The 23,008-nt window shown below is 55.3% G+C and carries 22 protein-coding genes and 1 pseudogene; 18 read left to right on the plus strand and 5 right to left on the minus strand.

Translation table 11 applies throughout. The features are described from left to right. Positions 1-197 precede the first annotated feature (197 nt). The 14 genes and pseudogenes from ACM6IR_RS14235 to ACM6IR_RS14300 all read left to right on the plus strand — a co-directional run bounded on the left by ACM6IR_RS14235 (position 198) and on the right by ACM6IR_RS14300 (position 14,544). Positions 198-911: a GntR family transcriptional regulator gene (locus tag ACM6IR_RS14235; RefSeq protein ID WP_414908299.1), complete on the plus strand. Its 714-nt coding sequence runs from the start codon at positions 198-200 to the stop codon at positions 909-911. Continuing rightward, positions 908-1,819 (plus strand): dihydrodipicolinate synthase family protein, encoded by a 912-nt coding sequence (locus ACM6IR_RS14240; RefSeq protein WP_414908300.1) that lies wholly within the window; start codon positions 908-910, stop codon positions 1,817-1,819. The genes ACM6IR_RS14235 and ACM6IR_RS14240 overlap by 4 nt, the downstream gene beginning before the upstream one ends. Continuing rightward, positions 1,812-3,329 carry an aldehyde dehydrogenase gene (locus ACM6IR_RS14245; protein ID WP_414908301.1) on the plus strand — a complete coding sequence of 506 codons (1,518 nt, stop codon included), beginning with the start codon at positions 1,812-1,814 and terminating at the stop codon, positions 3,327-3,329. Before ACM6IR_RS14240 ends, ACM6IR_RS14245 begins: the two co-directional genes overlap by 8 nt. Then, on the plus strand, positions 3,326-4,672 hold the full coding sequence (locus tag ACM6IR_RS14250) for an NAD(P)/FAD-dependent oxidoreductase (RefSeq protein WP_414908302.1): 1,347 nt from the start codon (positions 3,326-3,328) through the stop codon (positions 4,670-4,672). Before ACM6IR_RS14245 ends, ACM6IR_RS14250 begins: the two co-directional genes overlap by 4 nt. 68 nt (positions 4,673-4,740) lie before the next feature. Then, positions 4,741-5,592: a glycine betaine ABC transporter substrate-binding protein gene (locus tag ACM6IR_RS14255; protein WP_414908303.1), complete on the plus strand. Its 852-nt coding sequence runs from the start codon at positions 4,741-4,743 to the stop codon at positions 5,590-5,592. Positions 5,593-5,667: 75 nt separating this feature from the next. Next, positions 5,668-6,786 (plus strand): quaternary amine ABC transporter ATP-binding protein, encoded by a 1,119-nt coding sequence (locus ACM6IR_RS14260; protein WP_414908304.1) that lies wholly within the window; start codon positions 5,668-5,670, stop codon positions 6,784-6,786. Next, the gene (locus ACM6IR_RS14265) at positions 6,783-7,631 is read left to right on the plus strand and encodes an ABC transporter permease (RefSeq protein WP_414908305.1); all 849 of its coding nucleotides are present in this window, start codon (positions 6,783-6,785) and stop codon (positions 7,629-7,631) included. The genes ACM6IR_RS14260 and ACM6IR_RS14265 overlap by 4 nt, the downstream gene beginning before the upstream one ends. Then, a complete protein-coding gene (locus ACM6IR_RS14270) occupies positions 7,628-8,476 on the plus strand; it encodes an ABC transporter permease (protein ID WP_414908306.1) in 849 nt (282 codons plus the stop codon). Before ACM6IR_RS14265 ends, ACM6IR_RS14270 begins: the two co-directional genes overlap by 4 nt. 12 nt (positions 8,477-8,488) lie before the next feature. Beyond that, a complete protein-coding gene (locus ACM6IR_RS14275) occupies positions 8,489-9,487 on the plus strand; it encodes a 4-hydroxyproline epimerase (protein ID WP_414908307.1) in 999 nt (332 codons plus the stop codon). A 102-nt stretch (positions 9,488-9,589) separates the two neighbouring features. After that, on the plus strand, positions 9,590-10,603 hold the full coding sequence (locus tag ACM6IR_RS14280; protein WP_414908308.1) for a GlxA family transcriptional regulator: 1,014 nt from the start codon (positions 9,590-9,592) through the stop codon (positions 10,601-10,603). Between the two features lie 311 nt (positions 10,604-10,914). Beyond that, a pseudogene (locus tag ACM6IR_RS14285) lies at positions 10,915-11,847 on the plus strand (cache domain-containing protein); the annotation flags it as partial. A 129-nt stretch (positions 11,848-11,976) separates the two neighbouring features. After that, positions 11,977-12,705, plus strand: coding sequence for a methyl-accepting chemotaxis protein (locus ACM6IR_RS14290; protein WP_414908367.1), 729 nt, complete (start codon positions 11,977-11,979; stop codon positions 12,703-12,705). Positions 12,706-12,732: 27 nt separating this feature from the next. Then, entirely contained in the window at positions 12,733-13,662 is a 930-nt protein-coding gene (locus ACM6IR_RS14295) for a DMT family transporter (protein WP_414908309.1), read from the plus strand. A gap of 102 nt (positions 13,663-13,764) precedes the next feature. Next, on the plus strand, positions 13,765-14,544 hold the full coding sequence (locus ACM6IR_RS14300; protein ID WP_414908310.1) for an SDR family oxidoreductase: 780 nt from the start codon (positions 13,765-13,767) through the stop codon (positions 14,542-14,544). A gap of 90 nt (positions 14,545-14,634) precedes the next feature. On the opposite strand, the gene ACM6IR_RS14305 is transcribed toward ACM6IR_RS14300, so the two are convergent. Both ACM6IR_RS14305 and ACM6IR_RS14310 read right to left on the minus strand, forming a co-directional pair. Continuing rightward, positions 14,635-15,390, minus strand: coding sequence for an SDR family NAD(P)-dependent oxidoreductase (locus ACM6IR_RS14305; RefSeq protein ID WP_414908311.1), 756 nt, complete (start codon positions 15,388-15,390; stop codon positions 14,635-14,637). Between the two features lie 12 nt (positions 15,391-15,402). Continuing rightward, positions 15,403-16,170: an SDR family NAD(P)-dependent oxidoreductase gene (locus ACM6IR_RS14310; RefSeq protein WP_414908312.1), complete on the minus strand. Its 768-nt coding sequence runs from the start codon at positions 16,168-16,170 to the stop codon at positions 15,403-15,405. Between the two features lie 586 nt (positions 16,171-16,756). On the opposite strand from ACM6IR_RS14310, the gene ACM6IR_RS14315 reads away from it, so the two are divergent. The 4 genes from ACM6IR_RS14315 to ACM6IR_RS14330 all read left to right on the plus strand — a co-directional run bounded on the left by ACM6IR_RS14315 (position 16,757) and on the right by ACM6IR_RS14330 (position 19,092). After that, positions 16,757-16,912, plus strand: a complete 156-nt coding sequence (locus tag ACM6IR_RS14315) for a hypothetical protein (protein ID WP_414908313.1) — start codon at positions 16,757-16,759, stop codon at positions 16,910-16,912. Continuing rightward, on the plus strand, positions 16,906-17,397 hold the full coding sequence (locus ACM6IR_RS14320) for an enolase C-terminal domain-like protein (protein ID WP_414908314.1): 492 nt from the start codon (positions 16,906-16,908) through the stop codon (positions 17,395-17,397). The genes ACM6IR_RS14315 and ACM6IR_RS14320 overlap by 7 nt, the downstream gene beginning before the upstream one ends. A gap of 221 nt (positions 17,398-17,618) precedes the next feature. Then, positions 17,619-18,326 carry a TetR/AcrR family transcriptional regulator gene (locus ACM6IR_RS14325; RefSeq protein ID WP_414908315.1) on the plus strand — a complete coding sequence of 236 codons (708 nt, stop codon included), beginning with the start codon at positions 17,619-17,621 and terminating at the stop codon, positions 18,324-18,326. Beyond that, positions 18,316-19,092 carry a pyrroline-5-carboxylate reductase family protein gene (locus tag ACM6IR_RS14330; RefSeq protein WP_414908316.1) on the plus strand — a complete coding sequence of 259 codons (777 nt, stop codon included), beginning with the start codon at positions 18,316-18,318 and terminating at the stop codon, positions 19,090-19,092. The genes ACM6IR_RS14325 and ACM6IR_RS14330 overlap by 11 nt, the downstream gene beginning before the upstream one ends. 70 nt (positions 19,093-19,162) lie before the next feature. Here ACM6IR_RS14330 and ACM6IR_RS14335 read toward each other — a convergent pair whose 3' ends face one another. The 3 genes from ACM6IR_RS14335 to ACM6IR_RS14345 all read right to left on the minus strand — a co-directional run bounded on the left by ACM6IR_RS14335 (position 19,163) and on the right by ACM6IR_RS14345 (position 22,826). Beyond that, the gene (locus tag ACM6IR_RS14335; RefSeq protein WP_414908317.1) at positions 19,163-19,546 is read right to left on the minus strand and encodes a VOC family protein; all 384 of its coding nucleotides are present in this window, start codon (positions 19,544-19,546) and stop codon (positions 19,163-19,165) included. Between the two features lie 63 nt (positions 19,547-19,609). Beyond that, positions 19,610-20,734 carry an S-(hydroxymethyl)glutathione dehydrogenase/class III alcohol dehydrogenase gene (locus ACM6IR_RS14340; RefSeq protein WP_414908368.1) on the minus strand — a complete coding sequence of 375 codons (1,125 nt, stop codon included), beginning with the start codon at positions 20,732-20,734 and terminating at the stop codon, positions 19,610-19,612. 55 nt (positions 20,735-20,789) lie between these two features. Continuing rightward, a complete protein-coding gene (locus ACM6IR_RS14345; RefSeq protein WP_414908369.1) occupies positions 20,790-22,826 on the minus strand; it encodes an FAD-dependent oxidoreductase in 2,037 nt (678 codons plus the stop codon). Positions 22,827-23,008: the final 182 nt, after the last annotated feature.

A 23,008-nucleotide genomic window follows, 5' to 3' on the forward strand; every position in this document is an offset into this window, starting at 1 on the left:
GATTGACGTCGCAGCTCTGATGAGGAAAATTCAAATCATTGAAAACAAAGGAGAAATTATTTTTCAGGACAAATGAAGCACCCATCTAGAAATGTATACGCCAGAAATACACTCTATTGACCGACTTCTTGGCCCATGCCAGTCTGGATTCAACAGTTAACCGTACTAGTCGGCAAAACAACCCTTGGAGGTCATTTGTGAAAGGCAGCAAAAGTGCTCTTTACGAAGACTTGAAGCGTCAGATTCTGACAATGGAACTTGATCCGGATGAAGCGCTGGACGAGGTTGTTATTAGTGAGCGTTATGGTCTATCGCGAACGCCTGTTCGTGAAGTGTTCAGACGTTTGGCTGGCGAAGGTTATATAGACATTCAAGAAAATCGAGGCGCGCGGGTCATTCCCATGAATTATGCGACTCTTCGAAACTTCTTTCTGGTAGCGCCAATGATCTATGCAGCCATTGGCCGCCTGGCGGTACAAAATTTCAAGCCACGCCAATTGATTGATTTAAAAGAAACCCAGAAACGCTTTCGCAAAGCCACTGTTTCAAAAGATGCACTTGTGATGGTTGTTGAGAACAATCGGTTTCACGCCATCATCGGTGAAATGGCTTGCAATCATTACCTGGAACCTAGCCTGGGAAGATTGCTTATTGATCATGCTCGTATCGGCAATACGTTTTTTCGCCCTCAAAACGGGGACATGGAGAAACGACTCGAGCAATCTGCCGGACATCATGACGCTTTTATTGAAGCCATTGAACGGCGTGATGAAAGTGCCGTAGTTGATCTCGTGTTTGAGCATTGGGAACTGTCCCGTGAAAACATGGAGATTTTTATCGCGCCTCAAGGCATCCAAGCTGACGCGCTCGTTTATCTTCCACCTAACTCGCATTCGGAGCATTTATCTTGAAATTTGAAGGTATTTATACGCCAGCAGTAACTCCTTATAACTCGGACGGGGAGATTGACTGGAATGTGTACTCGGAAGTTTTGGAGTCGCTGATTGAGGCGAAGGTGCACGGCATTATTATCGGCGGGTCGACCGGCGAGTATTATGCGCAGACTTCCGAAGAACGCACCGAGTTGGCGGCCTACGCCAAAGATGTGATCGGCACTCGGGTGCAACTGATCGTCAGCACCGGGGCGATTCGTACCGAAGATGCGGTTCAGTACGCCAAGGATGCCAAATCGATCAAAGCGGACGCCATTCTCGTCACGTCCCCGCCTTACGCGCTGCCAACCTCGCAGGAAAACGCGATTCACGCGCTCACTATCGATCGCGCAGCGAACTTGCCGATCATGCTTTACAACTATCCGGGACGCATGTGCGTTTCGATGGACGAAGAATATTTCACGCGTGTCAGCCAATCGAAAAACGTCGTCGCCATCAAGGAAAGTTCCGGCGACATGGGCCAGGTGCATATGCTGGCCCGGCAGTTCCCGAACATCGCCTTGTCCTGCGGATGGGACGACCAGGCCCTCGAGTTTTTTGCCTGGGGCGCCCGCAGTTGGGTGTGCGCAGGTTCCAACTTCCTGCCAAAAGAACACGTGGCGCTTTATGAAGCCTGCGTGATCGAAAAGAACTTCGACAAAGGCCGTCAAATCATGTCGGCAATGATGCCGCTGATGAATGCCCTGGACGGTGGCAAGTTCGTGCAGTCGATCAAGTACGGCTGCGAAGTTGCCGGATTGAAAGTCGGTAACGTGCGCCTGCCATTACAGCCACTTGAAGTGGACGAAAAGCAGAGTTTCGCGTCAGTCATTACTGAACTCAAACGTAACGTAGCCAACATTTCTTCGGGAGCGAGCCATGGGTGATCTTCTGAGCAAGGCCGAATATGCTGCTCTGGCCAAAGACATTTCGTTGCCATCCGAGGCGTTCATCAATGGCGCGTTTAAACCCGCGATCTCTGGCAAAACCTTCGCCACGAACAATCCGGCGACCGGTGACTTTTTAACCGACGTCGCAGCTTGTTCGTCCGAAGATGTCGACTTCGCGGTGAGCAATGCCAAGGAGGCCTTTGAGGATGGACGCTGGAGATCTATTTCTCCTCGGGAGCGCAAAGCGGTTCTGTTGAAGTTTGCAAACCTGCTTGAAAGCCATCAACACGAACTGGCCGTCCTCGAGAGTCTCGATAGCGGCAAACCGGTCAGTGAATGTCAGTTGGTCGACATCCCGGACACCATCCACACGATCCGCTGGCACGCAGAACTGATTGACAAGATTTATGACAACACCGCACCGGTGGGCAGCGACGCGCTGACCATGGTAGTTCGGGAGCCGATCGGCGTGGTGGGCTGCGTATTGCCCTGGAACTTCCCGCTGCTGATGCTGGCCTGGAAAATCGGCCCGGCGCTCGCTGCGGGCTGTTCGGTCATCGTCAAACCTGCCGAACAAACATCGTTGACCACGTTGCGCGTTGCTCAGTTGGCGTTTGAAGCCGGTATACCCGCCGGTGTACTCAACATTGTGACCGGCACGGGCAAAGACGTCGGTGAGCCCATTGGCTTGCATAACGATGTCGACATGGTGAGCTTCACCGGCTCCACCGCGACCGGCCGCCGTTTCCTGCATTACGCCGCCGATTCGAACCTGAAACGCATCGTCCTTGAGTGCGGCGGAAAAAATCCGGCCGTGGTGATGGACGATGCCCAAGACCTGGATCTGGTCGCTCAGCATGTCGTCAATGGCGCGTTCTGGAACATGGGCGAAAACTGCTCCGCGACTTCTCGTCTGATCGTCCACGCGTCTGTTAAAGACGAGCTGCTAGAGCGCATGGGCGCCTACATTCACGAATGGAAAATGGGTGACCCTCTCGATCCGGAAAACCGCGTAGGGTCGCTGGTCAGCCCTGAGCATTTTGCCAAAGTGAAGTCGTACCTTGAGCACGCTGCCGCCGGAAAGCTTGAGGTGGTTTACGGTGGTGCGACCAAAGATGGTGCCTTTGTAGAGCCAACAGTGATTGACGGTGTTGGTCGAGACAACAGGCTGTTCCAGGAAGAGATCTTCGGCCCGATTCTGTCCGTCACCACCTTCAACACGATTTGCGAAGCCATTGCGCTGGCCAATGACACGGTCTACGGCCTGGCCGCCTCGGTATATACCGGCAGCCTGCGCCGAGCAATCAAGTTGTCGCGGGAAATTCGCGCGGGCATCGTCACCGTGAACTGCTTTGGTGAGGGCGACGCATCGACACCATTCGGTGGCTACAAGGAGTCGGGCTTCGGCGGTCGGGATAAATCCATTTTTGCCCATGACCAGTACACCGAAATCAAAACAATCTGGATCGATGTGTCTGATCGGTCGGATGAAGAGACCGAAAAATGAGCACCCATACCATCAAGCGCCTGCCGGTAGATACCGGGGTTTCAGGTTGGGAGGCGATTTCCGCACGCACTGCGCCTGTCCGCATGCTTGATGGAAACGTGACGGCGGACTGGCTGATTATCGGTGCCGGTTTTGCCGGCCTGTCCGCCGCTCGCAGACTTTTACAGCTGCACCCGGGTGACAGCATTGTTGTGGTCGATGCGCATGAAGTCGCCAAGGGGCCGTCGGGCAGAAACTCTGGTTTCATGATCGATGTGCCGCACAGTCTGTCGTCCGGGGAATATTCCGTGGCGAGTGAGTCTGCAACGGCGCTGGAAATCACGCAAAATCGTTTTGCAATTGCTTTTGCCGCTGAAGCCGCACGCGAGTACGGCATGTCCCCAGACACCTTCGACCCTTCAGGGAAGATCAACGCGGCCGCCACTGAGCGGGGATTGAAGCTGAACGTCAATTACGCCAAATCCCTTGAGCGCATTGGCGAAAAGTTCGAGATGTTTGATGCCGCGCAGATGCGTGAAATCACCGGGTCCACCTATTACCACGGTGGGATCTATACCCCCGGCGCAGTGTTGATTCAACCTGCACAATACATTCGAGACCTGGCAGCAGGGCTCGAAGGGAAAATCACGCTGTTCGAACGCTCTCCGATTATTGAATTGACCAAGCAGGGAAGCGGTTGGTGCGCTCGATCTCATAACGGGACGGTGCACGCACCCAAGGTCATTCTGGGGGTTAACGGGCACATTGAAGACTTTGGCCATTATCAAGGACGCCTGTTGCACGTCTTCACTTACGCCTCCATGACGGCAGCGTACAGTGACGATGCATTCAGGAAAGAGGTGCCGGGCAAAGCCAGGTGGGCGTTGCTGCCGGCGGATCCAATGGGCGCGACCGTTCGCAAGATCTCTTCAGACGGCCTCTCGCGAATTGTCATTCGTACAAAGTTCACCTATGACCCGAGTATCCAGGTCACTCCAGAGCGGGTAGCTGCGGTGGCCAAAGAACAGCGACATTCCTTGGATGCCCGCTTTCCCGAATTGAAATCCACTGCGTTGGAATTCAGTTGGGCCGGCCGTCTGTGTCTGAGTCGTAACAGCGCCGCTGCATTTGGCGAAATTGAAGAAAACCTGTACTCGGCTTGCTGCGAAAATGGACTGGGTACTGTGAAAAGCACCCTGGCAGGGGTGATGGCTGCGGAGTTGGCATCGGGTGTGCGTTCTGAGTTTCTCGATAGCTTCAGTCACGCACCAGGCCCCAGCAAGCTACCCCCCAAGATAATAACGAAACTGGGCGTCAGTTCGGTTATTCGCTGGCATGAGTTTTGGGCCGGGCGAGAAGGTTAACAAGTTTAAGTCGTCGGCTTTTCCAATAAAGGCCGTTTAACAAGTAACTAATAAGAACGGAATAATCCATGCGAAATATCTGGAAGGCATTCTGCGCGCTCGCGCTTGTGGGCATGATGAGTTTGCAGGCACACGCTGAAGAAAAAAATATAGTAATGGGCACGATGTCTTGGGAGGACTTGGTGCCTATCAGCGGCATTACCAAGAAGGTACTCGAGAACGCTGGATATACCGTAAAAGTGGTGGAGTTTTCCGAGTGGGGTATCGCCTACGCTGCACTCAGCAAAGGGGACATTCAAGTGTTGGCATCCCAGACTGATTACGCCGCAGCCGATTACTGGAAAAAGAACAAAAACAAAATCGAGAAGCTGTCACCGGTCTCCTATGGTCTTTATCAGGGCATGGCAGTACCCAGTTACGTGGACATCGACTCAATCGAACAGCTGAACGCAAACGCGGACAAGTTGGGTAACAGAATCATAGGCATCGAGCCTGGTTCGGGTTTGATGAGTGACGCGAACAATGTTGTCAAAGCGTACGACATCAAGCTCAAGCTGGTCGAAGGCAGTACTTCTGCCATGACCGCGGCTTTAAAGTCGGCAGTCGACCGCAAAGAATGGGTGGCGGTAACCGTCTGGGATCCATCGTGGATGACCAAGAAATTTGATCTCAAATTCTTGAAAGATCCAAAAGGGGTCTTCCCACCATTGCAGGGTTATTACTGGATCGGACACAAAGGTTTCACTGAAGCCAATCCGCGTGCGCGTGAACTAATGGCCAGCGTGTATGTGCCTATCACGGACATCACCGCGATGAATGCTGAAGTCAAGGATGGCAAGACCATGGACGAGGCGATCAAGGGTTGGACTGATAGTCATACAGATCTTGTAAATCGTTGGGGAAATATCAAGAACTATTAAGTTTTGTTTGTTTGCCACTGCCGCCCTTTGATTAATTAAAGAAACCAGCAAACAACTGGTTCGATGGATTGCGAAATGACAATGGCCACAATTAATACTGACGAAGTGCTAGTAGATTGCCAGTCGGTTTGGAAAATCTTCGGTAAAAGTGCACCGGCAGCCATGGATGCGGTTGTCCAGCAGGGTCTTTCAAAGACCCAAATCCTGCAAAACTACGGCTGCGTGGTCGGGGTTTCCGATGTCAGTCTCCAGGTTCGCCGGGGGGAAATCTTTTGCATCATGGGTTTGTCCGGCAGTGGCAAATCCACCCTTATAAGGTTGCTGAACAAGCTGATCACCCCTAGCTCGGGTAAGGTGCTGGTCAAAGGCAAAGACGTTTCATCCTTGTCGCCGGCACAGTTGCGAGAGGTGAGGGCGCGTCACATCGGTATGGTCTTTCAAAGCGTTGCCTTGCTACCTAACCGTACGGTTCTTGAGAACACCGCGTTTGGCCTGGAAGTGCAGGGTGTGGGCAAGGCCGAACGTTACAAAGTGGCCGAGCAGGCGTTGGCGAAGGTTGGATTGAGCGAGTGGACTTCGCGTTATCCCAGCGAGCTGTCCGGGGGCATGCAACAACGGGTCGGCCTGGCGCGCGCACTGACTGCCGATCCAGAAGTGATTTTGATGGATGAGCCGTTCAGCGCGCTTGATCCGCTGATTCGCCGACAGTTGCAGGATGAGTTCCGCCAGCTGACCAAGGAACTGGGCAAGTCCGCGGTGTTTATTACACACGACTTGGACGAGGCCATCCGCATTGGTGATCGCATTGCGATCATGAAGGATGGCGCCATCATTCAGGTCGGCACCGCCGAGGAGATAGTACTCAACCCGGCTGACGACTACGTGGCTGAGTTTGTCGCCGGCATTTCCCGACTGCATCTGGTAAAGGCTCACTCGGTCATGACGTCGCCCCAGGCCTACAAGGCAGCACACCCGACATGCGATATATCCAGGCTCACCAAAACCTCGCTTGACGTCGATATCAATGAACTCATCGGATTAACGATGAAGTCCGAGCGTGACGCGCTCGCCGTCGTCGATAACGGAGCAGTGGTGGGAATCATTACCCCGCGTGATCTGCTGCGAGGCGTGCAAGGTATTCCCAATGAATTGGCGCCCGTAGCAACTGCCAATGCGATGGAGGCGTCCGCATGAGCACGCCGGATTTTTCCAGTCAGTTCGATGCATCCATTGATACGGGGCTGGAATGGCTTTCAGATAATGGCGAGTTCGTGTTCGATGCCGTCAATGCGGTGCTGAATGGCATTTACGAAGGTGTGCTGTGGTGCATCGCTTATCCAGCGCATTACGTCGTGGCGATTGTCCTGGCGTTGATTGGCTGGCGTGTGGTCGGCGTCCGCTTCGCGATTCTCTCAGGTCTGGCATTGTTTCTGTGCGACCTCATCGGTTTGTGGCCAGAGACAGTCAGTACCCTTGCACTGGTGCTCACTGCGACTGTGTTGGCACTGGCGGTCGCCATTCCGCTGGGAGTCGTCGCGGGTCTGGCGCCGGCCTTTGATCGTGTGGTTGATCCTTGTCTTGATTTGATTCAGACGATGCCGCCCTACATCTACCTGCTACCGGCCATTGCGCTGCTCGGCTACGGCCCCGCCACGGCGCTGTTGGCGACTTTTATCGTCGCGCTTCCCCCAGCTCTACGACTGACCTCCCTGGGTATTCGCATGACGCCCAAGGAGTTCATCGAATTGGGAGATGCCAGCGGCGTGACGGGAATGCAGATGTTTTTCAAGATCCGCTTACCGTTCGCGATGCCCAGCATCATGGCTGGCGTTAACCAAAGCCTGATGATGGCATTCGGCATGGTTGTCATAGCCGGCATTGTAGGTTCGGGCGGTTTGGGCGAGGCAATTTACGGGTCCGTTCGTACACTGGATATCGCCAAGTCGATCAACGCAGCCATCGCTATCGTCATTCTGACAATGATTCTGGATCGTTTGGCGCAGAGTGCTGCACGGACGCAAGTGGGGGCTTCTCAATGACAACGCACATTCAATTTTCTCCGGGCGATTACCTGGCGCCTGCCGTTGATTGGCTGAACACGAATTTACATGGCTTGTTCAAAGGGATCAGTCAGGTCGTTGAGGCGGTACTCGGTGCAGTGGAGGGAGCGCTGCTTGCTCCCCATCCGTATTTATTCATCAGTATTGTTGTCGTCGCGGCGTTCTTCTTTGCCAATAAGCGGGTCGCTGTTTTCGCTGCGGTGATGTTGGCTTTCTGTATGTTCGCTGGCCTGTGGATCGCGTCCATCCAGACGATCGCGCTCGTCAGTGTGGCGGTCCTGATCTCGGTGGCCATCGCTTTCCCGCTGGGGGTTCTGGCTGCCCGGGTGAAGCGAGTAGATGAAGCGTTGCTGCCGATTCTGAACATCATGCAAACCGTGCCGCCCTGGGTTTACCTGATCCCCGCAGTGATGCTGTTCAGCTTGGGACGGGTGCCCGCGATCATTGCAACGATTGTTTACGGCATCCCGCCGATGCTCAGGCTGACCACTCTGGCGTTCAAACAGTTGCCGAAAGATTTGCTGGAACTGGGGCAGGCATCCGGTGCTTCACCTAAAGACATTCTGTTCAAAATTGAACTACCGACGGCTGCACCCACGCTGTTGGTAGGCCTGAACCAATGCATCCTCATGTCGCTGGCGATGGTGGTGCTGGCCGGTCTGGTGGGGGCAGGCGGTCTGGGGGCTGAAGTCACCCGCGGCCTATCCAGGATGGAGATGGGCTTGGGACTTCGAGCGGGCCTGGCCATTGTCGCTATTGCGCTGCTGTTGGATCGACTGTCACGGGGTGCGTTGCAGCGTCACTCTCCCAGCAAACTCCTTTGAAAGGGCATCAGTATGAGACGCAGCTTTTTTTGCATTGATTCGCACGCGTGCGGTAACCCGGTTCGGGTCGTAGCGGGCGGAGCACCGCTGATGCCTTCCGTATCGATGGCGGAGCGGCGCGATATTTTCGTGCGCGACCACGACTGGGTGCGCACCGCATTGATGTTCGAGCCTCGGGGACACAACATCATGTCCGGCGTCATCATCTATCCATCGGTACGTGATGACTGCGACTTCGGTGCGTTGTTTATCGAAGTCAGCGGCTGCTTGCCGATGTGTGGAGCGGGCACCATCGGATTATCGACCGTGGTCATTGAAGAGGGCTTGGTGACACCTCGTGAGCCGGGAAAACTGGCCATTGAAACACCGGCGGGACGGGTCGATGTCGAATACACCATGGGCGGCGAATTTGTTGAGTCGATTCGCTTGTTCAACGTATCCAGCTACCTGCACAGCGCCGATGTGGTGGTGGAAGTACCTGGGATTGGTACGTTTACGGTGGACATCGCCTACGGCGGGAATTTCTACGCGGTGGTCGAACCACAGGAGTGCTGGACTGGATTCGAAGGGCAGACGACGGCTGACATCGTGGGGTTGAGCCAGAAGCTGCGCGCAGCACTCTCGGGCATTTGTGACCCAGTGCATCCAGAGAACAGCAGAATCAGTGGTGTTCACCACATCATCTGGTGTGACAAACCACAGAGCAGAACCGTGCACGGACGCTGTGCCGTGTTCTACGGTGATAAAGCTATTGATCGTTCTCCCGGCGGTACCGGTACCTCGGCCCGTATGGCACAGCTCTTCGGAAAGGGTCGGCTGAACGTCGGCGACGTTTATCGACTCGAAAGTCTGATCGGCACGATCTACGAAGGAAAGGTTGAGGCGTCGGTAAAAGTCGGAACCTTTGACGGCATGAATCCAAGTGTCAGCGGCTGGGCTGAAGTGATAGGTCACAACACCATTTTCGTTGATGACAAAGACCCTCTAGCCCACGGTTTCCAGCTCGCATAAAGAGTTTGGTCACGGCGCCAACGGTTGATTCTTCGGATGCGCAGATTCAACCGTGGTTTGCACAATGGCTGCGTTCGTCAGTGTAAAGAAACGAGGCGTAAAGTGATCGAACGACGAGATTTCAGCGGGTGTATGAAAGGTAAAAACCTGCGCTATCTGGAGGAGACTCGGAGTGAGCCGACGGCTCATGCTCGGGCAGGATTTTTAATGCTCGAGCACTTCTCGTTGCCTGCATTTACGCAAGCGCTCGATACGATTGTCACTGCTAACCTGCTGCGTCCCTCGTTGTTCTCTTCGCGAACCTTCGGGTTGCAGGACGGAGAGGTCACCAGCGACCTTGGCCTGGTCATTCGACCGGACGCGCGTTTAGACGTCGCAGCACTAAAACACCTTAATTTGTTGGTCATATGCGGCGGCTATCGCACCGAACTCAAAGTCAATCACGAGCTGATCAACATCCTCAAAACGGCATCAGAACTGGGTATCACCCTGGCCGGGCTGTGGAATGGGGCGTGGTTTTTGGGTGTATCAGGTTTGCTCGAAGGGTATCGTTGTGCGATTCACCCCGAGCACCGACCCGCGCTCGCAGAGATTTCAAAAGTCACGCAGGTCACCAGTGAAGCATTTGTCATGGATCGCGACCGGCTCACGGCTTCGAGTCCGGCGGGTGCTTTTCACATGGCCCTGGAGTGGATCAAGGGGCTGCACGGCAAGGCGCTTGTCGAGGGCATCGAAGACATTCTGTCTTTCGAAGAGTCGCGGTATCGGCGTATCAAACCGACACAGAACATCTCGTTGAGCGCCCCCCTTAAAGAGGTGGTCAAGCTGATGGACGCCAACCTTGAGGAGCCGTTGCAAATGGACCAACTGGCGGTCTATGCCGGACGTTCCCGTCGACAAATAGAGCGCTTGTTCAAAGAACAACTGGGTACCACGCCACAGCGGTATTACCTGGAATTACGTATTACCGAAGCACGGCGATTGCTGCAGCACACAGAGCTGTCTCAGGTTGATGTGCTGGTCGCCTGTGGCTTCGTTTCACCGAGCCATTTCAGCAAATGCTACAGCTCGTATTTTGGTTACCGGCCTTCGAGAGAAACGCGGCTGGTGAAATAAGGAACGCCTGATCAGTCCTTTGTGACTGGCGGTCAATGACGCCGCCATTTTAAAGCGCGCAGTGATCAAAGTATTTCCGCAAGGTGATGGAGCGAGTCGCTCCATCGTTGCGTGCTTGCCGTTTGTGCATGACCTTCTTTAGCCTTGGAGCCCCGATGAACATCAAACAAAAACTGACTTGGGCTTTTGCAGTCATTGCTTCCTTGCCGGTCATTCTGGTCGCGGCAATGGTCATCGTTAATCTGCGAAACGACGCTGAAAGCAGTTTCGTCGACAGTAGCGGTCGGGAAATTCGCCAAGTGGCAAACGCGATGCATCTATTCTTCGACGGCATCAGCCAGAACGTCGAGTATGTTGCTGCTAACCCGGTGATTACTGAAGCCGGTCATAACGTGAAAAGCTTCATGAATGCCCAGTCGGCAGCCAGCCCAGCGTCTGATACGGACAAACAGATTCTCGCGTTTTTCACCGGGCTTGCCCTGAGCCATCCGTCGTATACCTACGTCTCCTATGGCTTGAGTAACGGGTCCTATGCAACCTGGCCAGGCGATCAGAAGTTTACAAACTATGATCCGCGTCCGCGTCCCTGGTACAAACTCGCTCTGGACAATCCCGGCAAAACCCTGCGCACCGAAGCTTATTACTGGGCCGGTGACGACGCCGTCCTAGTGAGCACGGTTCGCACTGTCGACAATGCTTTGGGCAATGCTGGGGGCGTGGTCAATATTGACGTTTCGCTGAATCAACTCACGGCCATGGTCAAACAGATCAAGCTCGGTGAAAGCGGTTATTTAATGCTGATCGAAAACAGTGGAACGGTGCTGGTTGATCCGAAAAGTCCAGAGCACAACTTCAAGAAGTTGAGCGACTTAGGCCAAGGTTTCAGCGAATTGGCGAAGGCGGGCTCCGGCTTGGTCAAGGTGAACATCGATGGCGAGCAGTTCATGGCTAACGTGTTCCCTTCGGATCAGTTGGGTTGGCGTTTCATCGGGCTGATCAAGCAAGACGAGGTCATGGCATCGGCCACTCGTTTGACTTGGCTGATTGGTGTAATTGCCACAGTGTTGGCCGTGATCTTCGCGATGCTGGGTTCCAGCTTCGCAACGCTTATCGTGCGCCCGATCCGGGGAGTGTCCAGCGGGCTTGAAGGCATTGCTCAAGGCGATGGTGACTTGACGAAAAACCTGGCAATTCGCGGCAAGGACGAAACTGCGCAGTTGGCCAGCTGGTTCAACCAGTTTCTCGAAGCGATTCGTAGCCTGATACAGCACATTGGTCTGGCGGCAACCAGGATCCTCAACAGTTCCACCAGCTCGACTCAAGTGTCGAACGATATGGCTGAAGCCGCCGGGCGTCAGCGTGAAGCGGTAGACATGGTCTCTACTGCATTCCACGAAATGCTCGCTACAGCCAATGAAGTGGCGCGCTCTTGCAGTCAGGCTGCCGAGTCTGCAGATAGCGGACAGCGTCAGGCTCGTGAAGGTCAACAACAAATCGATGCAGCAGTTCAAAGCGTTGACCGATTGAGTGCTGAGATCACCCGCTCGGCCATGGACATGATGCAGCTGGAGAAAGACAGTAACGACATTCAGTCGATCCTCGATACCATTCGCTCGATTGCGGAGCAAACGAACCTGCTGGCGCTCAACGCTGCGATTGAAGCAGCACGAGCCGGGGAGCAAGGACGTGGCTTTGCTGTTGTGGCAGACGAAGTCCGTGCGCTGGCCAAACGCACAGCCGACTCGACCGCCGAGATCGATACTTTGCTGGGGAATCTGGCGAAGCGCACAGCCGCGGTTGCTCACCAGATGCACGCCAGTCTGGACGTGTCGAATCAATCCGTGACCAGAATCGGCCAAGCGCGCAGCAGCTTTGGTCTGATCCGAGAGTCGGTGGATGTCATTCGTGACATGAACACTCAGATTGCCACTGCAGCAGAGGAACAGCATCAGGTCGCTGAAGACATCAATCGTCACATCAGCCAGATCCATGGCGACGCACAATTGGTCGCAGAGCTGGCCAACTCAGCGCGTGGGGATTCGAAGAACCTGGCGTCTTTGTCGCTTGAGTTGGATGCGTTAGTGAAACGCTTCAAAACCTGATGTTGCTGACACGCTAAGGAGGAGGGCATGACCGAGGTACGATTGAAGATCGATCAAACAAAAAACACGGCGTACTTAACTACGCCCACCGTTTCCGCTAGTCCTGGGGTCGCAAGGCCCCAACTCGGGATTTTTTTATGCCTGCTTTCAATGCTTATCTTTGCGAGCCAGGACGGAATAACCAAGGTGCTTGTCAAAGACTTCCCGGTTGCCCAACTGGTCATGGTGCGTTATTGGGTGTTTGTCATTTTTGCTCTCGGATATGCCGCCTACCAAGGTAGGGTAAAAGCGTCGTTTCGCAGTAAGCACCCCTGGCTCCAAATCATTCGAGCGTTGTTAGCCGTGGGTGAAACCATACTGTTCGCAGTGGGGCTACGATATTTGGGCCTGGCAGAAATGCACGCGCTCTATGCCGTATTCCCGCTGATGACACTGGCATTGGCGGGGACCGTGCTTGGGGAGTTTATAGGTCTGCGGCGCTGGATTGCTGCGGCCATAGGGTTCAGCGGGACATTGATCATCCTTAGACCAGGCGCGGGCGTTTTTGAACTCGCGGCACTGATTCCCCTGCTGGCTGCTTTGGGGTTCGCCGTGTTCAACGTACTGACGCGACGGATCAGCCAGCACGACTCCTTTGCTACGAATATGCTGTTTATGTCATGTGTGGGGGCCCTGACAATCACATTTGTGGGGCTGCCCGCCTGGGTTGCTCCGACTCCCGCCCAGGGTCTTTTGATGGGTATCCTTTCATTGACGGGAGTAGTCGCTCAGATACTGCTTATTCAAGCTCTGAAATATGCGACCGCATCTACCTTGCAGCCTTTCAACTATGCGCTTCTGGTGTTCGCAACTTTGATTGGTGTAATCGTTTTTGCCGAGCGCCCTGATACCTGGGCAGTTGTCGGAGCAGCGTTGGTGATTATCGGCGGTCTGTATGCGATTAAAGCGAAGGCGTGAACATTCAACCGTTCCTTTCGAGACTTATTGGCTCAGCTGATTTCTCTCCCCTAGACTGCCATGGGCTCAGGGACTAATCCCGGACGACAGGAGCAAAATGCAATGGTTGCGGACTGGAGTGGTCAGGTAGCGCTTGTCAGTGGCGCCGGTAGTGAACGTGGAATTGGCTTTGCGATTGCGAAGCGTCTGGGTGGCCTCGGCGTGCGGTTGATCGTCACTGGCAGCAGCGCTCGCATTCTTGATCGAGTGGAGGAGTTGCGTGCCACAGGGATTGAAGCTCAAGGGCGTGCAGCTGACCTGAGCGAAGAAGATCAAGTCCTTGAGTTGACCACTTGGGCCGAATCGGTATGGGGGCGAATTGATATTCTTGTGAACAATGCCGGCATGGCCGCACAGGGGCATCCGGAGCCTTTTGCCGATCTGGCGGACATGAGTGTCGATAGCTGGAATCTTTCGATTGCTCGAAATCTGACAACTGCCTTTCTATTGACCCGTGGAATTTTGCCGGGGATGCGTAATCGACGCTACGGCCGTATCGTCAATGTCAGCTCCACGACTGGCACTCGAGCCGGTAATCGGGGAGAGGCGGCCTATGCCGCGGCAAAAGCCGGAATGGTTGGTATGAACATGAGCCTGGCCCTTGAGGTCGCGGGCTATGGAATCACTGTGAATTCGGTCGCGCCGGGTTGGATCGCAACAGGGTCAAGCACTCCAGAGGAAGAGAATGCAGCGAAGTATGTCCCGGTTGGCAGGGCTGGTCGCCCGGAAGAAGTGGCTGCTGCCGTTACATTCCTGGCCTCACCTGAGTCCAGCTACATTACCGGCGAGTTGCTGGTGATCGATGGTGGCAATTGCCTGATAGAGAACAAAGCCCCCAAGTAATCAATGCGTACCCGGTCAGAGTCCGGCTCCGTGCGACTTGCAACGGAGGTAGGTAACTGACTCCCTCCGTCGCAGGTAAGGCTGCATCGATCAAAACGGCAGTGGTAGTTTCGCTGTGCGCCCCCCATCCAACACCAGCACCTGCCCGGTGATGAAGGCCGACGATTCGGAGGCCAGGAAAACGACTGTCCCGCCAACATCCGCCGGCAATCCAGTACGCCCGACCGGGTGAAGGCGAAGGAGTGCCTGGCGCGCCGCACACGGATCAGCTTGAGAGGAGAGGTATGCATCACTCAGCTCGGAATTTATCCACCCCGGAGCAATGGCATTGCAGCGAATGCCGTCTCGGCCGAGATCGATTGCCAAGGCTCGGGTCAGCCCATGGATGCCCGCCTTGGAGGCACAGTACGCGGCATGTTCAGGGTTGGCGCCTATCCCTTCGATTGACCCGATGTTGATGATGCTGCCACCGCCTCGCTGACGCATCTGAGGCACCAACGCCTTACACAAGAATGCTGGCGCCCGCAGATTGACAGCCATCATGCGATCCCAGTCTTGTTCGGTCATATCATCAATGGATTTCTCGAACATAAACCCGGCGTTGTTAACCAATACATCAATTCCGCCAAGCTGCTCCTGGGCGAACTGTGCGATTAAATTGGGTGACTCCATCGAAGCGAGATCAGCCTCGACGAAATAGACTTCAGGGTGATTTTGCAAGTCGGCGTCCAGTGCCTGGCGCTGAGCGATCAATACAGAAGCTCCTGCCTCAAGCAATTGTTCGGTGATGCCTCGGCCAATCCCTCTGCCGCCCCCGGTCACCACTACATTTTTACCTTTGAGCATCGCTACCTCTCCTTAGCCGGATACCGGCTTGGCGCCTGTGACTTCTACCGTTTCTGCGGCGATGTACCTGGCCTCGTCGGACGCCAGAAATGCGATGACATCCGCAATGTCCTCAGGCTCGGCGATACGGCCTAATGGCACGCTCTTGTTCAGTTCTTGCACGGCTTTGTCCGGATCCAGGCCGCGACGCTCAAAGCCGCTGCGTATCATCGGGGTATTGATTTCGTGCGGGCACACCGCGTTGACACGGATGCCCAAAGGGGCGCAATCGCGGCCCAGATTTTTGGTTAAAGCCGCGACAGCCCCCTTGCTTGTGCAATACGCCACATGAGCGGGGCCCGGATAAATGCCCCAGACAGATGATGTGTTGACGATTGCGGCGCCCGGGCGATTTTTCATGTGCGGTATCGCGGCACGACAGATGAAGAACACCGCATTCAGGTTTACGCCCATGGCGTCAAACCACATGTCGTCAGTGGTTTCCTCAATCGTGCCGCGAGGAATGATGCCCGCATTGTTCAATACGATGTCGATTCCCGAAAAAATATCGACGGCAGTTTGGACAATCGCTTCGCAATATTCTTTTCGGCGTAAATCGCCGGCCAAGTAGTGCACTTCGGCGCCCAAATCACGAACTTTTTCTGAGATTGATTTGCAACCGGCTTCGTCAAGATCAGATAAAACAAGCTTTGCGCCTTCTCGGGCGAACAATAATGCTAACGCCTGTCCGACACCGCCGGCAGCGCCGGTAATGACCACTACTTTATTATTGAATTTCATATGGCAACCTGCCTGGTAGTTTTTTGGCGTAGCCATTATTTAATTTCAACTGACCGCAGCGTCTAGCAACTTTTTTACTGGGCCAAAGATAACGTGGCGTTATCAAAAAATTCTGAATCGAGCTTTTGGAGTCACGCTCGGCAGGTCGGCGTGGGGCAAAATGTAGTTTCGCCACCAGCCAAAACTTGCGAAAACATTGATCATTTTAATGGGGGGCAGTACGACGGAACGCCAGCCGCTCATAACGTGAAGTCATCATTTATGTATCTAAAATATCATTATGGTCAGGGGGTGCCAGCTGCTAAGGTTTTCTATAAGAGGGAAGCTACAAGTTTGCAGTTTGCAGTTTGCAAGCCTCATTATTATTACTGGTAACACTTGATGCGTTGAATGCCCAGGGTTTAAACGCCTGATGAATAAGAAAAAACAAACGCCAGTGAAACTTTTTCGTTTGCGCGCAGCAAACAATCTATTGGCAAATCCGCCGACAAATAAAAATCGAAGACAGGTTGCATAACTGCCATACGCTGGCGGCGTTTATAAGCTGTCAGGCGGCCGTACTTACACAAGTTTTGACTCCACGATAGTGTGTATTCGCACAGATACTGGCCTTGTAGGCTGGGGGGAGTCGACGCCTTTTGGCCCGAACTACATTGCAGCGCACGCCTTGGGGGGGAGAGCGGGTATCGCGGAAATGGCAGATATGCTCATCGGTCGGGATCCCCGACAGGCGGCATGTTGAAGCTGCTGCCAACCGGGCTGGACTTCGTGCTTGAGGCGCCGTGCGCCACCTGGGCAGAACACATGTCCCTGCGTCAGCGAACCAATGTTCCATTGATCATGGACGAACTGGCGACGGATGGAGCTTCGGTGATGCAACTGATCAGCGAGAAGGCTGCAGACGGTATTGGTCTGAAAGTTTCCAAACTTGGCGGCCTGACCAGAGCCCGACGTCTGCGCGACATGTGCATGACATCCGGCTTGACGATGAGCGTCCAGGAGACCGCTGGCTCACAGGTCGCGTTCGCTGCGCTGACTCACCTCGGGCAATCTATCCCACACCGAAATCTGCGCTGCGTACTTGATACGCGCGATATGTATCCACCGATCACGGCGCACGTCGACATTCCCGTGGTGGATGGCCGTATCCGTGCCCCGCAGACCCCAGGATTAGGCCTCACGATCAATCGGGACGTTATCGGTGAACCCGTAGCGGTATATCGCTGAGTTGATCTCCAGCAGCGCGGCGCATGAAGTACTTCGTGCGCCGCGTTTTTTTGTGTGGAATCTGCTTTTTTGACTAGCGAATTGATTCGGGTCTATTGCTGGTGTGCTCACTTGAGTTGGCGAACGAACGTCTTGAAAATGTACGTTAGTGTACATGCCGTGTACGCCACAGATCCTGGGGTGTACAGTGACGAGGAATTTTCAAAGAAAGGTCAACCCGAATGTCACAGACAGGAAGGGCGAAAACCAAAGCGCAGGACGCAGGCTGGCGAGGCTCCGTCGATGGTTGGCTGGATGCCGCTTACGATGCTCTTAAAGAGTCGGGTGTGGATGCTGTGCGGGTGATGCCGCTGGCCAAACGCTTGAATTTGTCTCGTACCAGCTTCTATTGGTTCTATGAAGATCGGGAACAGCTGCTAGCGGCGCTCCTCGCTCGATGGCGGGACAAGAACACCGGCGGTATGGTCAGCCAATGTGAGAGTTATGCAGAAAGTATTTCTGAAGCGATTCTCAACGTCTTCGAGTGCTGGGTGAACCTTGAGCTGTTCGACTCGCAGTTCGAATTTGCAGTGCGCAGTTGGGCGCTGCAATCGGACGAGGTCAAAGCTGAAATCGCTTTAGCCGATGAGGTGCGGATGAATGCCCTGACCGCGATGTTCCGACGCTTTGGCTACGACGCTGAGGGGGCCGATGTTCGGGCCAGGACCATCTACCTCACGCAGATCGGCTACATCTCCATGAAAACCAATGAAGATATCGTCGTTCGATTTCGACGGATTCCTCAGTACGTGAGTGTGTTTACCGGCAAAGTACCGAAGAGGCGCGAGCTGGATCGCTTTTATGGAAAGTTCGGCTACGCAGAAAAAGAGCCTGGCGTTTTCGTTCCCTTGGTCGAAACATTCGAGGAGTCCACTGCCGATGGAGAATAGAACTCTGGGCATCATCGGAGGCACCGGCTGGCTCGGGCGCGCAATCGCCGAGGCGGTGCTCGATAGCGGGTTCATCGGGCCTGACCGTTTGTTAATCTCGAACCGCTCCGGCTCCAGTACCTTCGAGCCTGGCGTGAGACTGTTGGCCGACAACCAGCAGTTGGTGGACCTCAGCGATATTGTCGTGTTGTCCATCCGGCCAGAGCAGTTTCGCGAACTGCGGATCAACGCCCGCGGCAAGCTGGTGATTTCCCTGATGGCTGGAGTTCCGGCGGCAGCCATCATCGCGGCAACCGGTGCGGATGTAATAGTGCGGGCCATGCCGAATGCGGCCGTGGAAATCAGGCAGTCGTTCACGCCCTGGTACTGTGTCGGAAACCTTGTTGAACGCGACCGCCAGTGGGTGCAGCGACTGTTTGAGCGCGTAGGTTCGGCGGACGAACTGCCTGATGAAGACTGTATTGATTACCTCAGCGCGTTGTCCGGGACTGGGCCGGCCTTCCCGGCAATGCTGCAAATGGCGCTGACTAATCAGGCGGTGGCTGCGGGAATTCCCCTTGCCATCGCGCAGCGCGCTGCACAAGGCGTGGTGGTGGGGGGCGGCCAGATGCTTGCCAGCCGCGATCCGCGGCAAATGATTGAGTCGTTGATGGCTTACCGTGGCGTGACGGCGGCAGCGCTGCAGTCGATGGCCGATCAGAACATCGAATCCATTGTGGGGCGGGCAGTAAAGGCTGGCGCTGAGGTTGCGCGACGGGGAATGTAGTCAGGGCAGGGGATATACAGTGAAGGCCCGCTGAAGGGCCTTCACTGTAAAAGGCGTCAGCCGGTTGCGATTATTCGGCCTTGAAGCAATAGACAGCCAGTTTGTTGCCATCAAGGTCCCGAGCGTAAGCGGCATAGGCATTTTCAGCCCAGTTACGCGAACCCGGTTGGCCTTCACAGATGCCACCAGCCGCGAGAGCGGTTTCGTGGAATGCATGTACCGCAGCGCGATTAGGCGCTTCGAAGCTGACAGTCACGCCATTGCCAACGTTGGCAGGATTGCCATTGGCGGGTTTGAGCACGAAGAACGACGGTTTATCCACGCCCCAGATGGAGCCGGATTCATCGAGGTCGGCAACACGGTTAAGACCAATTTCTTTGAGAACGTCATCATAGAAGGTCCGTGCTTTGGCAAGGTCATTGGTACCGACAGTGACATGGGTAAAAACAGACATTTTGATTTCCTTTGGGTTGTGATGCGGGTGTGCGCGCTGGCCGATATCACGGCAGTGCCTTGGTCAGAAATGAATGACAGTGCGAATGCTTTGCCCGGCATGCATCAATTCGAAAGCCTTGTTGATGTCCTCAAGGCCAAGGTTATGAGTGATGAAGGTTTCCAGCGGAATTTCGCCGGTGCTCGCTTTCTCGACGTAGCTGGGAAGCTCCGTGCGGCCCTTGACCCCGCCAAACGCACTGCCGCGCCAGACGCGCCCGGTCACCAGTTGGAAAGGACGGGTACTGATTTCCTGGCCCGCACCGGCGACACCGATGATGATCGATTCACCCCAGCCTTTGTGGCAGCACTCCAGAGCAGCTCGCATCAATTTGACGTTGCCGACACATTCAAACGAATAGTCCACGCCACCGTCGGAGAGCTCGACAATCACGTCCTGGATAGGTTTGTCATAGTCCATGGGATTTATGAAGTCGGTCGCTCCAAGCGATAGGGCGACGTCCCGCTTGGCCGGGTTGATATCAATGGCGATGACTCGCCCGGCGTTGGCCATTTTCGCGCCGATGATGGCCGCCAGCCCGATCCCGCCGAGCCCGAATATCGCAACGCTTGCCCCAGCCTCGACCTTGGCAGTATTGAGTACGGCACCAATGCCTGTGGTCACGCCACAGCCCAACAAGCACACCTGTTCTAGCGGCGCATCTTTGGGGATTTTGGCCAGGGAGATCTCCGGCAGTACCGTGTACTCGGAGAAGGTCGAACAGCCCATGTAGTGGAACACCGGCTGGCCCTGAAAGGAGAAACGCGATGTTCCGTCAGGCATCAGGCCCTTGCCCTGTGTCGCTCTGACTGCCTGGCACAGGTTGGTCTTGCCCGATAGGCAGAATTTGCATTGCCGGCACTCGGCCGTGTACAGCGGAATCACGTGGTCGCCGACCGACAATGACGTAACGCCTTCGCCGATCGACTCGACGATCCCGCCGCCCTCATGACCCAGCACGGCAGGAAAGATCCCCTCGGGATCGTCGCCCGACAGGGTAAAAGCATCCGTGTGGCAGACACCGGTTGCCACGATTCGTACCCGTACTTCGCCAGCCTTGGGCGGTGCGACATCGATGTCCACCAGCTGTAACGGCTGTCCTGGGCCGAACGCGACTGCCGCCTTCGATTTAATGGTCACTGCTGACATGGTTTCCCTCTTGTTCATGGCCAGCCTCCGTTCCAACAGGAATGGAGGTTGGGATTCAGATTTCTTTCACCAGGCGCAAAGCGTCGTAGATGGCCGCGTGGGTGTTGCGGGCAGACACGGCGTCGCCGATCCGGAACAGCTGGAAGCGGCCCTCGGGATTGGTGACGATGTTCTGTGCCGTGCCGGCGATCAGGTCATGCTGTTCTACCGCGCCGCCATTGGTGGAGAGAGGACGCAGGTCGAAGTACAAGTCGTCCAGGGGAAGGGTGCCGTGGTTGACGACCACCTGATCGACCACGCGCTGCTTGTGAACCTGCCCATAATCGCTACTAAAGGTTGCAACGAGCCCGCCATCACGTTTTTCCACTGTTTCGACCCGGTAGGTGACGGTGAAGGTGACGTCCAGGTCCTGCAGGCTGCGCATGTAGGGCACCAGGTTCATGGCCATGACTTCAGGTGCAAACGAGCGGTCAGGGGTGACGATCTCCACGGTCGCACCGCTTTGCGCGATGACCTCGGCAGCCTGCAGGGCGGCATGATCCCCAGCATCGTCGAAGATCAGTACGTTGCGCCCGGGCTTGATGTCACCGGAAATGATGTCCCAAGTTGAAACCACGAGTTCGTTGCCTTCGCGGAGCACCTCGGTATCAGGGAGGCCGCCGGTCGCAACGATGACCACGTCAGGCTCGAAGGCTTGCACAGTGTCGGCTTCGGCCCAGGTGTTGAAGTGAAACTTCACCCCCAACCGTTCGCATTGCGCCATGCGCCAATCAATGATGCCGATCATCTCGCGACGACGCTCGCTCAACGCAGTCAGACGAATCTGCCCGCCAGGTTGGTCAGCCGCCTCAAGCACCGTTACATCATGGCCGCGCTCACCGGCGACCCGCGCCGCTTCCAGCCCAGCAGGGCCGGTACCGACCACCAGCACTTTGCGCTTGACGGCGGCTTTTGGAATGTCATGAGGCATGGTGGTTTCCCGCCCCGTCGCTGCGTTGTGGATACAGTAGGCCGCGCCGCCCTGGTAGATGCGATCCAGACAATAGTTGGCGCCCACGCACGGGCGAATGTCTTCTTCGCGCTTCTCGATGATTTTGCGCACGATGTGCGGATCGGTCATGTGCGCGCGAGTCATACCCACCATATCCACTTTGCCTGACGCGATCGCGTAGCGCGCCGTGGCTACGTCTGGAATCTTCGCAGCGTGGAAGGTCGGGAAGCCTGTCGACGAGCGGATCTCGCCAGCGAAATCGAGATGGGGCGAGTTGCGCATACCCTGAATCGGGATGACATCGGTCAGCCCTGCATCCGTATCGATGTGACCGCGCACGACGTTCAGGAAGTCGACCAGTCCGCTGTCCTTGAGCATGTGAGAAACCTGCATGCCCTCACTGGCAGTGAAGCCACCGGGCAGTTCTTCATCACCGGTGTAGCGAACCCCGAGCAGAAAATCTTCGCCGACCCGCTGGCGGATGCCACGCAGTATGTCGAAGGTAAATCGCATGCGGTTTTCCAGCGAGCCGCCGTAAGGGCCGTCGAGGTCATTGGTCAACGGCGACCAGAACTGGTCCATCAAATGCCCGTAAGCCTGAAGCTCCAGGCCATCGAGACCTGCCGCCTTCATGCGCTCCGCGGCGTCTACATAGTCCTTGATGATCCGCTCGATGTCCCATTCCTCCATTTTCTTCGGGAAGGAGCGGTGTGAAGCCTCGCGACGGTGTGACGGTGACACCACCGGTAACCAGTCGGCCTTATCCCAGCGGGTGCGACGACCCAGGTGAGTCAACTGGATCATCACTGCCGCGCCATGTTCGTGACATTCATCGGTCAGGTCCTTCAACCATCCGACTACTTCGTCCTTGTAGGCGAGCACATTGTTGAACACCGGCGGGCTGTCTCGGGATACAGCGGCTGAACCGGCAGTCATGGTCAGGGCGACACCGGCTTTGGCGCGCTCCACGTGGTAGGCGCGGTAGAGATCCTTGGGCATGCCGTCCACAGGGTAGGCCGGTTCATGGGAAGTGGTCATGATCCGGTTTCTGAGGGTCAGATTCTTGATTTTATAGGGTTGCAGCAAGGGATCGCTGGACATCGTGGTGCGCTCCAAAGTGGGCTTCATCAGGCTCGGTGACTTAAAACTAGGATAAATGTACACCTGTGTCAATCGTTGACGACATAGGTGTACATTTTGCTTGCGTGCCAAAAAAACCAGGATTAACATCCGTCAAACCCGGGCTGATTTGACTCGTACGCGTCTGGCTTCCATCGCATTGA

The sequence above is a fragment of the Pseudomonas sp. IT-P253 genome, assembly GCF_949768125.1.
Classification (GTDB): domain Bacteria; phylum Pseudomonadota; class Gammaproteobacteria; order Pseudomonadales; family Pseudomonadaceae; genus Aquipseudomonas.

Bases quoted from the DNA above. Each gene is read 5' to 3' on its own strand.
- ACM6IR_RS14305 (WP_414908311.1), bottom strand. From the start codon at position 15,390: ATGCTCAAAGGTAAAAATGTAGTGGTGACCGGGGGCGGCAGAGGGATT.
- ACM6IR_RS14295 (WP_414908309.1), top strand. From the start codon at position 12,733: ATGACCGAGGTACGATTGAAGATCGATCAAACAAAAAACACGGCGTAC.
- ACM6IR_RS14345 (WP_414908369.1), bottom strand. From the start codon at position 22,826: ATGTCCAGCGATCCCTTGCTGCAACCCTATAAAATCAAGAATCTGACC.
- ACM6IR_RS14340 (WP_414908368.1), bottom strand. From the start codon at position 20,734: ATGTCAGCAGTGACCATTAAATCGAAGGCGGCAGTCGCGTTCGGCCCA.
- ACM6IR_RS14275 (WP_414908307.1), top strand. From the start codon at position 8,489: ATGAGACGCAGCTTTTTTTGCATTGATTCGCACGCGTGCGGTAACCCG.
- ACM6IR_RS14265 (WP_414908305.1), top strand. From the start codon at position 6,783: ATGAGCACGCCGGATTTTTCCAGTCAGTTCGATGCATCCATTGATACG.
- ACM6IR_RS14330 (WP_414908316.1), top strand. From the start codon at position 18,316: ATGGAGAATAGAACTCTGGGCATCATCGGAGGCACCGGCTGGCTCGGG.
- ACM6IR_RS14245 (WP_414908301.1), top strand. From the start codon at position 1,812: ATGGGTGATCTTCTGAGCAAGGCCGAATATGCTGCTCTGGCCAAAGAC.
- ACM6IR_RS14300 (WP_414908310.1), top strand. From the start codon at position 13,765: ATGGTTGCGGACTGGAGTGGTCAGGTAGCGCTTGTCAGTGGCGCCGGT.
- ACM6IR_RS14320 (WP_414908314.1), top strand. From the start codon at position 16,906: ATGTTGAAGCTGCTGCCAACCGGGCTGGACTTCGTGCTTGAGGCGCCG.
- ACM6IR_RS14260 (WP_414908304.1), top strand. From the start codon at position 5,668: ATGACAATGGCCACAATTAATACTGACGAAGTGCTAGTAGATTGCCAG.
- ACM6IR_RS14310 (WP_414908312.1), bottom strand. From the start codon at position 16,170: ATGAAATTCAATAATAAAGTAGTGGTCATTACCGGCGCTGCCGGCGGT.
- ACM6IR_RS14255 (WP_414908303.1), top strand. From the start codon at position 4,741: ATGCGAAATATCTGGAAGGCATTCTGCGCGCTCGCGCTTGTGGGCATG.
- ACM6IR_RS14270 (WP_414908306.1), top strand. From the start codon at position 7,628: ATGACAACGCACATTCAATTTTCTCCGGGCGATTACCTGGCGCCTGCC.
- ACM6IR_RS14250 (WP_414908302.1), top strand. From the start codon at position 3,326: ATGAGCACCCATACCATCAAGCGCCTGCCGGTAGATACCGGGGTTTCA.
- ACM6IR_RS14290 (WP_414908367.1), top strand. From the start codon at position 11,977: ATGGTCTCTACTGCATTCCACGAAATGCTCGCTACAGCCAATGAAGTG.
- ACM6IR_RS14335 (WP_414908317.1), bottom strand. From the start codon at position 19,546: ATGTCTGTTTTTACCCATGTCACTGTCGGTACCAATGACCTTGCCAAA.
- ACM6IR_RS14325 (WP_414908315.1), top strand. From the start codon at position 17,619: ATGTCACAGACAGGAAGGGCGAAAACCAAAGCGCAGGACGCAGGCTGG.